Here is a 13,109-nt window from a genome sequence, read left to right as displayed (position 1 = left end):
AAACGCGCGAAGCGCGCCATTATTCCCCCAGCAGTAATCCGCCGAAGACCGGACATCGCAGGGCCCGCCATCAGTTTACTTTTAGGCACACTCCGCAGGACGCAAGAAGCCCTCGCCGCACGAAGTGCGCAGCGAGGGCTTCTTGCATGTCCGAGGACGTGCCTAAAAGTAAACTGATGGCGGGCCCGGACGACTACAGGGCTATCGATTACCCCGTGTTCTGCAATCCTGCCGAGACGCCAGTCACAGTCGAAAGAATCAGGCTCATGTACTCGGCCTTCTTCTCCTCGGCCATCTCGTCCTGGTTCATACGCACCTCACGAAGGGCGCGGACCTGGGCGATGGACAGGGCGTCGACATAGGGGTTACGCACGCGAACGGCGCAGCCGAGCACGCGACGACGCTGCAGCGGCCACTCGTCACCGACGATGGCAAGGACCCACTTACGCGTGAGCTGCATCTCGGTGAAGACCTTCTCGGACAAATCCTGGCGATCGCCCAGGTGTAGATACATCTTGGCAATGCGCTGATCGGTCTTAGCAATCGACATCTCGATGTTGTCGATGAACGTGCGGAAGAACGGCCACTCCTGGTAGGCAGCCTTGAGCTGGTCAAGGTCACCAAGCTGCTCGCAGGCGGTGCCCAGGCCGTACCAAGCGGCCAGGTTAATGCGTGCCTGGCTCCAGCTGAAGATCCACGGAATGGTACGCAGGTCGTCGAGCGACTTGGCGCCCAGGCCGCGCTTAGCGGGACGCGAGCCGATCGGCAGCAGACCGACTTCGGTCAGCGGCGTCACGGTCGAGAACCACGGTGTAAAGTCCTCGGTGTTCAGCAGGTCCAGATAGCGCTCGTGGCTTGCAGCGTTAAGCTTCTCGGCCATATCCCAGAACTTCTGCGTGGTCTCTGTGTTGGTCTTCTCGACACTCGGGGCCGACTGCAAAAGCGTTGCGGCGGCAACGGACTCAACATGGCGCTGAGCCAGCGTGCGGTTGCCGTAACGGGCAAAGATGACCTCGCCCTGCTCGGTGAGCTTAAAGAAGCAGTTGACCGAACCCTTGGGCTGCGCCAGCACGGCCTTGTTGGCCGGGCCGCCGCCACGGCCAACGGCACCGCCGCGACCGTGCATGAGCACCAGGTCGATATCGTTCTTCTCGGCCCACTTGGCAATGCGCTCCTGCGCGGAATGCAGCGCGAGCATGGCCGTGGTAGGACCGGCGTCCTTGGAGGAGTCGGAATAGCCCAGCATAACCTCCATGCGGCGGTTGGTCTGGGCAAGACGCTTCTGCACCACGGGCAGCGTAAGCATCTGGTCGAGCACGTCGACGCAGCCCTCGAGGTCCTCGAGCTGCTCGAATAGCGGGATCACGTCGAGCTCGGGGACATCTTCCTCGTGTGCGAAGGACAGGTGGGCCAGCTCGAAGACGTCAGCCACATGCTGGGCGCTCTTGGTAAACGAGATGATGTAGCGGTGCGCCATCTTCTTGCCGTAGCGCTTTTGGATGGAGCCGATGGCACGGAAGGTATCGATGACTTCGCGCGTCATGGGCTGCAGGTCGCCATGGATACCGTTCTCGTGGATATCCTTGAGGGCGCGGGCATGCACCACGGAGTGCTGACGGAACTCCATCTCGACCATATGGAAGCCGAAGGACTCGACTTGCCAGATGATGGTCTGGACCGGGCCGTAGGCGGCACGGACGGCACCGCAGGCGGCCAGCGAACGCTGGACGACGCGCAGGTCATCCAGGAACTCGTCGGCGCTGTGGTACATGGTGTCGGTGATACGGCGCACGGTGGCGTTCAGACGGTCGGCCATGACGAGCATGACGGCGCGATGCGGCTCGTGCTCGGAGATCAGCTCGGCGCGGGCCGTGTACCGAGGGCTCATCTCGACCTGATGGTTCCACAGGTTAATGAGCTCGGCCGACGGCTTGCTGTAGGTAGCCTCGAGCGTGAGGTTGCGGCCGATGTGGCGGCACTTGTCCTCGAGCTTGAGCACCATGTGCGTAAAGTACTTGGCGGCGACCTCACGGCTCACCTTGGCGGTGACGTTGGGGTTACCGTCGCGGTCGGAACCGATCCAGCTGCCGGGATGGAAGAACGCCGGGCACAGCGGCGGCACAGTACCGGCCTTGTCGCCCAGCACCCAATCGTCAAAACGACGATAGATAACGGGGATAACGTCGAACAGCGTGTTATCGAAGATGTCGATGATGGTATCGGCTTCCTCGACCGGCGTGGGCTTCTTGAGCGCGATGGGGCTCGTACGCACCAGGGCGTCGATCTCCTGCAGCATATGGCGCTCGTTCTCCACCAGGTCGGAGCCGCCCAGACGCGGACGCTCCTCCAGCAGGTTGGAGATACGGCGGATCTTGCCCTCGACGGCCTTACGACGGGCCTCGGTGGGATGTGCGGTAAAGACAGGGTGGAACTCGAGCTTGTCGAGCAGCTCGTTGGCACCCTCGACACCCAGCTCATTCACCAGCTGGTGATAGGCAACGGTAAGCTCGTTGGCAGGATCGACCTCGGTATCGGTCGACGCACCGGCCTCGCGCTCGCGCAGCTGCGCCACACGGTAGTTCTCCTCCGACAGGTTTGCCAGATGGAAAAAGCTCGTAAAGGCGCGGACAATGACCTGCTGCTTATCGAGCGGCAGGCTGTCGATCAAATCGACGACCTCACGAAATGCCACGGCAGTGGGCTCGTCGGCGGTGGGCACGCCCTGCTCGTCGACGGCTTCGTCGGCAGCGCAGGTACCGGGGTTGCCGGCATTGACCACAATCTCGGCTGTCAAAATCTTGTCGAACAGGTCCGCGATCTCGGGATCATACTCGCTAAGCACACGGCGCTCCAGGCGCAAGAACAGCGCCAGATTGTCGCGCAGCTCCTCGGGGATCTCGATCTCGGCGAGACGCTCCCTGGACTCGGCATTCGAGCCGATTCGGTTAACGAGGCGGTTGACCACGGCAGCGACGCGCGCCGCGGCTTCGGGTACAGACTGGTTGCTTAGGTTCTCAGCCACGTTTCCTCCCATTCCTCCTTCTATGCACGTAACATGCGGTATTCATTATAGGCGCTTGAGAAATACTTTCGACACTGATTGCGCTTTACCACACAAAAGTATTTTCTGCATTGCAAAGGTTTTTGCCCTAAATGGTCGTATTTCTCGGTGGGCGGCATACGTAAACGGAGGCATTCCGCATAAAAGCGAAACACCCCCGTAACAATCGCTCTCCATGAGCAGGGCACGTTAGCAGGCCCGAAGCTCAAAAAGATGCGCTACAGGCGCTCGCGAACCGCCTCGACGACGTTGTCCAGATCGGCGAGCACCTCGTCATGGCTCTGCATGTCGCGCACTTTGACCTTGCCGGCGGCAAGCTCGTCGCCACCCAGGACCAAGATGAGCTTGGCGCCTACCTTATCGGCTTGCTTAAACTGGGCCTTGAGCGAACGACCCTGATAGTCGGCCTCGGTCACAATCCCTGCGGCGCGAAGCTCCTGCGTAATGGCAAAGACGTTCTGACGCAGCTCCTTGCCGGCGTTGGCGACATAGACGCACGGGGCCTCATCGGCACCCAAATCGCTGCCAAAGGCCTGCAGGGCCAGCAGGGCGCGCTCAAAACCGACAGCAAAGCCGACGCCCGCCGTGGGCTTGCCACCCTCGAGCTCGACCAGGCCATCGTAGCGGCCGCCGCCGCCGATGGAGCCGACGCCGGCGCCAGGGGCCTCGACCTCAAAGACAGTACGGGTGTAGTAGTCCAGGCCGCGCACCAAGGTGGGATCCTCGACATACTCGATACCGGCGGCATCCAGATAGCGCTTGACCTGCTCGTAGTGCTCGCGGCACTCATCGCACAGGTTGTCACCCATCAGCGGAGCCTCGGCCATGATCTCGCGGCAGTGGTCGTTCTTGCAGTCGAAGGCACGCAGCGGGTTGAGCTCGGCGCGCTCGCGGCACTCATCGCACATCTCGTCGGCGTGATCGAGGATGAACTGCTTAACCTGCTCGCGATAAGCCGGACGGCACTGGGCGTCACCCATCGAGTTGATGAGCAGACGAAGCTTGGAAAGATCGAAGCCCAGGCGCTTGTAGAACTCCATGAGCATGATGATGCACTCGGCATCTGCCGCCGGATCGGGAGCGCCGAGCCACTCGATGCCCACCTGGTGGAACTGGCGCAGGCGGCCCTTCTGGGGACGCTCGCCGCGGAACATGGCCTCGGCGTAGTACGCCTTAAACGGCGTGGAGCCCTGGGGCACCAGATTGTTCTCGACGACGGCGCGCACCACGCCGGCCGTGCCCTCGGGGCGAAGTGCTAGGCGCTGCTTGGGCTTGAGTTTGGTGTCGGTGCCCTCGGTAAAGACGCGCTCCAGGTTGGCACCGCTGAACACACGGAACATTTCCTTGCGCACGACGTCGGTCGACTGGCCGATACCGTGGACAAACACGTCCACCTGCTCGATCGCGGGCGTCTCGATGGGTTTAAAACCAAACGGCTCGAACACGCCGGCCGCAATCTGCTGCATCTTTTGCCAGGCGCGCATCTCGGCGCCGATAAGGTCGCGGGTTCCCTCCGCCTTCTGTGCCTGCATGGGCAAACACCTTTCTTTTGTATCGCGTCATAGGTAGTGGTCATTATACGGCACAAACTCAAACCGCGGCGGTGCATCTGACCGAACGAGGGTATGGGGACTCGTTCGGCCAGATGCACCGCCGCGACAGCTGATCCGCTTTCCTCCGACCCCTTCGGGTCACATGATCTGCTGGGGACGAAGGAAAGCGGACCGTCCTTTGACCTGCGGCGACCTTGGAAACCGAATGATGGTACGAGCATCCATTCGGCTCCCAAGACCGCCGCGGGCAGATCAGGGTGAGCCGGCAAACGCGGCAGCGCCCTTACTCTCCCGCCGCGCTCGCGCGCAGCTTGGCGGCAATGGGCTCGGATGCCAGCAGGAACACGAGCATGACCACGGAGCACGCCAGGCATACAATCCAGGTGCTCGCAAAGGAGCCCGTGGCATCGAACAGCACGCCCGAGACGATGGCGCCCACGGTGCCGCCGACCATCTCGAGCGAGGTAATGGTGCCCGCTGCCTTACCCAGGTCGGCCATGCCAAACTGCTTAGACGCAGCGATCGTGGGCGTTGGAGATGTTGTACTGCGCAAGAGAAATTCCCAAGTCGCTGACGATGAGCGGCTGGAACAGGCTCATGCAGTTGACGAAAATGGTGTAGCACGTGGCCATGATCACGAAGCCAGAGGCCACCACGAACCAGCCAGGGAAAAATTTACGTTGCTGGGACATGGATTACTCCTTGTGGTCCGCAATGTATCCGAGAGCGACGGCGGCATAAGCCGCGGCGCCGAGGGGAAGCTCGGCATCGTTAAAGCGCGCCTTGGGATGATGCTGGGCAAAATGCTCGTCCGTATCGGTCACGGCCGCGCCCACCGTAAAGTACGCACTTGGGATCTCGCTCGAGATAAGTGCGAAATCCTCGCTCGCCATGGCGTGGAATAGCGGCAGGAAGGCAGCCTTGGGCAGCACCGCGCCCACGTAGCCAAGCGAGGCCTGGGTCATATCGCTGTCGAGCACGAACGGCGGAACGTCCGAAAGCGTCTCGATGGTTGCCGGCGTACGATATGTTGCGGCAACGCCGTTGACGACCTCGGCGATACGCTCCTTGAGATGAGCCATGAGCTCGACATCGAAGCCGCGCAGCGTTCCCTCGAGCACGCAGGTGTCGGGAATGACGTTGGCAGCCTGACCGCCGGCAAACTTACCAACGGTAAGTGCAACTTCCTTGGCCGCCGGCACCTCGCGGGAGATAAGCTCCTGGAGCGCTAGGTGCACATGCACGCCCGCCGTAATGGGGTCGATGCAAATCTCGGGGCTCGAGCCATGGCCACCCTTGCCCTGCAGCGTGATGCGGAAACCGTACACGCCCGAGAGCGCCGGACTCCCATAGAGCACTAGGCCGAGCGGCGACTGGCTGTTGACGTGCATGGCAAAAGTTGCCTGAGGACGCGGGTTCTCGAGCAAGCCGTCGGCGATGGCAGCGCGTGCCCCCTCAAAGGTCTCCTCACCCGGCTGGAACAGCAGTTTGACGGTGGCATTGGCGTCGACAAGCTCGGCCTCGCGGGCCTTGAGCAAACGGGCCGCGCCGAGCAGCGCCGTCGCATGCATATCGTGGCCACAAGCGTGCATGCAGCCGTTGGTGGATGCAAAGGGCTCGCCCGATTCCTCGGCAACGGGCAGGGCATCCATGTCGCCGCGAAGCATGATAACCGTACCGGCTTGTTCGTCCGTGCAGACGCCATTGCCCTGGGCCGCGGCGGCACCGGCGCCGACAAGGCCCACAACGCAGGAACCATCGACGAGCGTGGCAAACGGGATGTCCATCTCGGTCAAGCGCGCTTGGATATACGCAGAGGTCTGTGGGAGGCTATTACCCAGCTCGGGCATCTGGTGTAGATCGTGTCGCCATGCGGCAAGCTCACCGGCAAATGCCTGGGCTTCTTTGACTAGGCCATCGCCGATAGCGGTCTGCGCCGCTGTGGTAGCCTGCGGCGCTGGTTGCGGTTGAAGATCGGACAGAGCTGGTGCCATAGATGCCCTCCAGTAACGTTTTTGCAGAACGCACTTTGACAGCGTAAAGTGCAAGGCACAACTGTAAGGGCATGACATAATAAACGCCGCCCTGGGAGGGCGGCGCAACAAGTTGTTTACAATTGCGGGCGAGATTTTCGGCGCAAGAAATCGAAATGCGTCTCGCTCAAGATAATCGACAAAAAGATGAGCGCAAAGCCGGCAAGCAGGCGCGAGGTGAGCGCCTCCCCCATCAACAACACCGAGAACAGCACACCCGAGGGCGACTCCATCGAAAGAAGCAACGAGCCCGTCGAGGCCGGGACGTGCGCCAGACCGACGTTTTGGACGAGCAGTGCCACGCACGTGCAGCCCACCGAGAGGAAGACCATCACGCCGATAAAACTCGGCGTCCACACGGACAGAGGCGCCTGAGTCTCGAATAGTAGCGACGTGATTAAGCTCAAAACGCCATTGCCCACAAACATCCAAAACGTGATGACGTTGATATCCATCTTGCGACCGTACTTGGCAGTCACCGCCATCTGGATGGCGAAGAAGATCGCGCCGCCCAAGGTAATAACATCGCCGGCATTGAACTCGACGCTATCGAGCGCTACCAGGCCAATACCCGCCAGGCACAACAACGCTGCACCCAGGTTATACCGGGTAAGCTTTTCACCGCTCAGGACATAGCTTGCAAACGGCACAAGGATGCAATACGTGCCGGTCAAAAAAGCGCTCTTGCCCGCCGTGGTCTGTGCCAGGCCGATCGTCTGCAAACCGTAGGCACCCCACATGAGCGCGCCCATGCCAAGCCCGACGATCAGGTTGCGGGCATTGAAATGAGCGATGATGCGCTTATGGAAAATTGCAAACATAACCAGTGATGCCGGGAGAAAGCGAACATAGACCAGCTCGAACACCGGAATGGTGTCGAGTGCGTCCTTCATAGTGGTAAAGGAGTAGCCCCAGATAATCGCCACCGAAAGCAGTAGAACTTTCCAGAACAACGGCGAGCGTGCGCCGGCACCCCGGGGAATACCACCCGCGCCCAAATCCTCACGGGCTACAGGGCTATCGGGCATGTTTTCGATTTCGTTGGCAGCGTATTGGGCCATGGAACATCCTCGCACTCAATCTGGGCGTGGTGTCCGCACGCGTATGGCTGCGTGCCGCCTCATGGTCAAATAAAAACGGGACGCGCCGGACCCCCGGCACGCCCCGCTACTGTAGCAACAACCAAGCAGCTCATGCAATTCACTCAACTAAAGCGTCGAGCCGGAAGGCCTCGATGTTCCGTCAACGCCACATTGTCGCGCTAAATCAATTTGGTTGACTCCAGCTTTTCGATAATCCAGTCGTTGGCTTTGATGACCGGGCGGCGGAAGACCACACCCAGGGCCAGCGACGGAATCAGATAGCTCGCCAGAATGCCCAACTCAATCCAGTACTCCATATGGTAGGCGCCGGCCATGGCGGCATGCATGGCGTTGATGCCGTGGGTAAACGGCAGGAACGGGTAGATCGCCTGGAACACGGGGCCGGTCATCTCGATGGGGAACGTGCCGCCCGAACCGCCGACCTGCATGACCAGCAGCACAACGGCCAGGGCCTTGCCGATATCGCCAAACGACACCGTAAGCGTGTAGACGATATTGGAGAACACGAGACTCGCAACCCAGCCCGCCAGCACAAACTGCAGCGGGTTGTCGCACTGGATGCCAAAGAACAGGATGTCGCCCGCGCACACGAGCGTTGCCTGCAGCAGAGCCAGACCGCCAAAGAACAGGTAACGGCCCAGGTAGATTTCGTGCAGGCGCACGGGGATGAGCTCGTTGATGAGCTCATCGTCAACCGAGACCTTCATCATGGCCGCCAGAACAATCGAGCCCACCCACAGCGACAAAATCGTGTAGAACGGCGCCATGGCCGAACCGTAGTTGCGGATCGGATAGACCGGCTTGCGATCGAGCGCAACGGGGCCAGAAAGCGACACGGCCAGACCCTCGGGATCGTTGCCGATCATCGTCTTGATCGTGGCCAGATCGTCCGACATAAGAGCACCGTCGAGCTCGTCCTTGAAAGCGCTAATCTTGTCCGACGCCTCACCCAGTTGGTCAGAAGCCTTGTTGACGAGCTTTGCGGCTTTGGACAGACCCTTTGCGAGCGAGCCAGAGGCGTCGGTCAGACCGCTCACGGCGCTATCCAAGTCACCCGAGATACCGTTCAGGGAATCCAGAACGCCCGAGATGGTCTTCTTAAGCTCCTTGGCCTTAACCGAGAACGTGGAATCGTAGTCGGACTTGGCTCCCGAGATACCCGCCTTGGCATCGGCGATGGCCTGGTCGACCTCGGCACGCGAGTTGTTGACCTCCGCCATGCCGTCCGAAAGGGACTTTGCGGTCGCCGTCAGGTCCTTCGCATTGTTGCGGTACTCCACGGCAATTCTGCCCAGCGACGTAGCAACGGACTTGAGACCGTCTTTGAACTTGTCGTCACTCACCTGGTCGGCAAGGTTGCGGAGCTGATCGGCCATCGCATCGATATCGTCAGCACGCGTATTGAGCGCCGCTGCGGCTTCGTTGAGCTGAGACACCGTAAGGTAAACATGCTGATTCGCGGCATCGAATGCCTTCGCAAGCTCGGCGGACACGTTGTCGAACGAGCCCGCGCTTCCGTCAATCGCCGCGTCAACGGCATCGTTGGCGGCCTTGAGCGCTTCCCTGGAATCATTGATGCCGCTCTTGGCGTGCTCCATCAGCTGCTTCGTCGACTCATCAACGGTGCCCGTCTGCTTGAGCATGCCGCCCGCCGATGTCAGTGAATCGGACGTGGAGCTCAAGATGCCCGCAAGCGAAGTCGCACTGGCCTTGATGTCCTGCAGGTCCTCGACCGAATCGCCCAGCGTCGAGGACAGGTTGGCGATAAAGTTGCTCACTTGGTCGGTGCTCATGTAATCGAGCAGGCTGGACACTGTCTTAAGGCCGATGGTCGTGATGGTCTTGGTAAAGGTCTCGTTGACCTGGTTCTGAACGGCACTCGAGCCTTTTTCGGTCACGATCTGGGCGATGGCGTTGGCCTTCTGGTTCTCATAGAACTCGATATCGGCGTGTTTCACGTCGGTCGAGAAGAGCGTCATCATGTCGGAGCTAAAGCTCTTAGGGATTACGACGGCCGCATAGTAAGCGCCCGACTTAACACCGTCGATAGCCTTATCGCGATCGTTGAGCACAATCCAGTCAAAGTTCTCGTTACCACGCAGAGCGGCGGTAACGTTTTCGCCCACGTTGATCTCGACGGGAATCAGATCACTCTCGTAGCCCTCATCGGTGTTGACCACAGCGATCTTGAGGTTTCCGGTGTTGCCGTACGGATCCCAGCTGCCGGCGATGTTAAACCATGCGTACAGACACGGCACGATAATGAGGCCCATCACGACAACCAAGCCGATTACGGAGCGAGACACGTTTTGGACATCGCGCTTAAACAGATGCAGGATGTTCTTCATTTATGCCTCACCTCCTTTGGAGTGCTTGCCAAGCGGGGCGTTCTTTTCGTTCATCACAAACGTGTCATCCCCGTTCTCGGGCACATGGACCGCATCGCGATGACCACATTGGCTGACAGCCTGAGTCTTGGGTTCAGACCCCCGCTCGCTCGCATTCAAGCCGAACATGCGACGAGCGGCAGGGATCGCCGCTGTGTGCTCGCGCATCTCGCGACGCAGGTCCTCATCCGAAAGCGCCGAGATGCGCATCTGGGTATTGAGGCTCGCGCGGATATATTCGATATTGATAAGCCAGCCGCAGATGGCAATAACCGAGATGATCCAAATGACCAGCAGGATGATCTTGCCGTTATTGTCGATATCGAGAACCGTCGACAGGACAAAGAGCAGGACCTGAACGCCCACCACGGCGGCAAAACCGCCCTTGATGTAGTACGGGTAGCGATGCTCAAACGCCACGGCATGATCGAGCAGCTCGCGACGGTACGAATCCGAATCGAGCATGACGCGCATGGCCGTGCGCAGCGAATAGCGCTGGCGCGGTAGGTCGTTGGACTCGCAGATCATGAGACCCGTCGTGGAAAGCTGCTTATCAAAGAGCAGATTGAGGTTGAGCAGCAGCGGACGCAGCTGCAGACCGATAAAGAGCGCCACGATCAAGAACACGCCCAGAATGCACAGGTTAAACAGATAGTTGAACGAGTACATGCCGCCGACGGTCTCGCGCAGCAGATTGATGCCGTAGGTAAAGGGCAGCAGCGGGTGCAGCCACTGGAAGAAGCCGGGCATCATCTCGATGGGATACATGCCCGACGAACCCGGAATCTGCACGATAACCAGAATGACGCCGATTGCCTTGCCGATGTGCTTAAACGTAGTGGACAGCGCATAGATGATATTGACGTAGGTGAACGAAATAGCGATGCCGCCCAGTACAAAGAGCAGCGGATTGACGCACTGAACGCCAATGACCAGGTCGCCCACCGTAACGATAATGGCCTGGAACGCGCCCAGGATCACCAGCAGCAGCCAGCGGCCAAAGTAGCCCTGACGCGCCGTAAAGCTACCGATGCCCTCGCGGTCGACCTCGAGTTTATAGATAGCGATGAGCACATAGCCGCCTACCCACAGCGCCAGATTGGTGTAGAAGGGCGCGATGCCCGAGCCAAAGCTCTTGACCGGATAGATTGACTTGGACGTCAGCTCAACCGGAGATGCCATGAAATCTGCCACGTCATTGACGTCGACGTCCATGAGGTCGGCTAACTCGCCCATAGACTCAGAGGTCCGCAGCGCCGCAATGTCATTGGCGGCGGTCGCGAGCTTGTCCTGAACCTTGGCAAGGGAGGCGTCGGTTTGGGATAGCGTGGTCTTTGCCTGCTTGAGCGTGGCGTCGAGCTGCGCCAGCGTGCCGCGCGCGCTCGCTATCGTGGGGGTCATACCCGACACAATGCCGGTCAAATCGCCCGAAACGGCGGCAAAGGAATCAAGCGCGCTCGAAGCCTTCGGAAGTGCGTTCTGACCCAGATCGGTCTGAGCCTGACCGAGGTTAGCCGTACCGGTCTGAATTGCCGCGTTGAGTGCGTTGCTCGCGTTCGAGATTGCCGTAGCGTCGTTTGCCATGGCGCTCGACTGTGCAGAAAGGCCATCCTTGATGCTCTGCAGCTTCTGGTTTTGCTCGCGAAGCGAATCGATGGTCGATACAATGCGCGCGTCAATTTCCTCGGAACCTGTCGACGTGTCATTAACGAGAATCTCCAAGTGTCCGATAACGACCTTATTGTGATCGATCGTCGCCTGGAGAGACTCGAGCGAGTTGTCGATGCGGGTGGTCGTAGATGTGACCGTACCCGTTAGCTTGCCAATCGCAGCGTTCGCGGAGGCTGACGTCTTGGTGAGTGCAAGGCTACCTTCCGAGAGTGCCTTGGAGAGCGAGGTGATAGAGTTGCCCGCCGTGGTGCGAGCCTCGCCCAGCAGATTATTACCCTGAGCGATTGCCTGCGTTAGCGAAGGCGCCTGCCCCTGCAGGCCCGCCAGCGCAGCATCGGCCGAAGCAATCGAGCTGCTTGTCTTGTCGATGGCGGTGTTCATGTCGCCGATGGAATCACGTACTTCGCCCAGGGTATCAGACGCCTCGGACACCGAGTCCGCCAGCGAATCCTGGGTCTGGGTTGCCTTGTCTTTAAGGTCGATGCCGGCATCCTTGGCGATGCCCGCTACGGTCTCGCCCACCGTGGAGACAAACTCCGAGTTGATCTGCTCCTCGATGGTGTTGGCACCGGTATCGGTGACCTTGGGCGCAATGGCGCTCTTTTTCTCGTTGACGTAATAGGTGAGCTTCGGCTGATGGTAATTGCCATCGAGCATCGAGACAAGATTGTCGGAGAAGTTCTTGGGGATTACGATCGCAGCGTAGTATTCCCCGCTCTCGACACCCTCTTTGGCATCGGCAGCCGAGTCGACGAAGGTCCAGCCCAGCTGATCGTTCTCCTTGAGCTGATCGACCACCTTATCGCCCGCGTTGAGCTCGCCCACTAGGTCGTTCTGAGTGCCCTGATCGTTGTTGGCGATGGCAATCTTGATACCTTGGGTGTTTCCGTACGGATCCCAGTTTGCCACGATGTTGTACCAGGCATACAGCGAGGGGATAACGCACACGCCAAGGGTAACCACCAAGGCGACGGGGTTCACAAGCAGTCGCTTAATGTCGCGCTTAAATATCGCAAAGGAGACCTTTGCATCGGATAGTTTGCTGCCGAGACTCACGCTTGGACCATCCATCCTGTCGTTGAATCAAATCGTACTATCAAAACCATTGTACGTAGGCGCTTTAGCGTCTCGAAGCACAATGGTATTGAGTTTTGCGGGTAGCAATATACTACGAAGATGAGTTAGTGTACAGTTGTACAGTATCTTTAATATCAGCAGGTCACAAAACCACAGCCCGCACAAATTAGCAGTCCGGATAAATAGTCATTGGGTGTTCCTATAGTTTTGTCAACCGTCGGGGC

8 protein-coding genes are annotated in these 13,109 nt (G+C 59.5%); all 8 read right to left on the bottom strand.

Annotation, left to right across the window (positions count from 1 at the left end):
* Nucleotides 1–208: 208 nt before the first annotated feature.
* On the bottom strand, nucleotides 209–3,022 hold the full coding sequence (locus tag DXD56_RS03180; RefSeq protein ID WP_369831629.1) for a phosphoenolpyruvate carboxylase: 2,814 nt from the start codon (nucleotides 3,020–3,022) through the stop codon (nucleotides 209–211).
* Nucleotides 3,023–3,279: 257 nt separating this feature from the next.
* Nucleotides 3,280–4,593, bottom strand: a complete 1,314-nt coding sequence (gene hisS, locus DXD56_RS03175) for a histidine--tRNA ligase (RefSeq protein ID WP_117640032.1) — start codon at nucleotides 4,591–4,593, stop codon at nucleotides 3,280–3,282.
* A 304-nt stretch (nucleotides 4,594–4,897) separates the two neighbouring features.
* The gene (locus tag DXD56_RS03170; RefSeq protein WP_117640030.1) at nucleotides 4,898–5,113 is read right to left on the bottom strand and encodes a hypothetical protein; all 216 of its coding nucleotides are present in this window, start codon (nucleotides 5,111–5,113) and stop codon (nucleotides 4,898–4,900) included.
* 10 nt (nucleotides 5,114–5,123) lie between these two features.
* Nucleotides 5,124–5,306, bottom strand: coding sequence for a hypothetical protein (locus DXD56_RS03165; protein ID WP_117640028.1), 183 nt, complete (start codon nucleotides 5,304–5,306; stop codon nucleotides 5,124–5,126).
* 3 nt (nucleotides 5,307–5,309) lie between these two features.
* On the bottom strand, nucleotides 5,310–6,608 hold the full coding sequence (locus DXD56_RS03160; RefSeq protein WP_117640026.1) for a M20 family metallopeptidase: 1,299 nt from the start codon (nucleotides 6,606–6,608) through the stop codon (nucleotides 5,310–5,312).
* Between the two features lie 116 nt (nucleotides 6,609–6,724).
* Nucleotides 6,725–7,708, bottom strand: coding sequence for a DMT family transporter (locus DXD56_RS03155; protein WP_117640024.1), 984 nt, complete (start codon nucleotides 7,706–7,708; stop codon nucleotides 6,725–6,727).
* Nucleotides 7,709–7,908: 200 nt separating this feature from the next.
* Nucleotides 7,909–10,098 carry a YhgE/Pip domain-containing protein gene (locus DXD56_RS03150; RefSeq protein WP_117640022.1) on the bottom strand — a complete coding sequence of 730 codons (2,190 nt, stop codon included), beginning with the start codon at nucleotides 10,096–10,098 and terminating at the stop codon, nucleotides 7,909–7,911.
* Entirely contained in the window at nucleotides 10,099–12,864 is a 2,766-nt protein-coding gene (locus DXD56_RS03145; protein WP_233524916.1) for a YhgE/Pip domain-containing protein, read from the bottom strand.
* Nucleotides 12,865–13,109: the final 245 nt, after the last annotated feature.

Source organism: Collinsella sp. TM06-3, assembly GCF_003436395.1.
Taxonomy (GTDB): Bacteria; Actinomycetota; Coriobacteriia; order Coriobacteriales; family Coriobacteriaceae; genus Collinsella.
The sequence above is the reverse complement of the archived record's forward strand: the minus strand, read 5'-3'. Positions and strand labels throughout refer to the sequence as shown.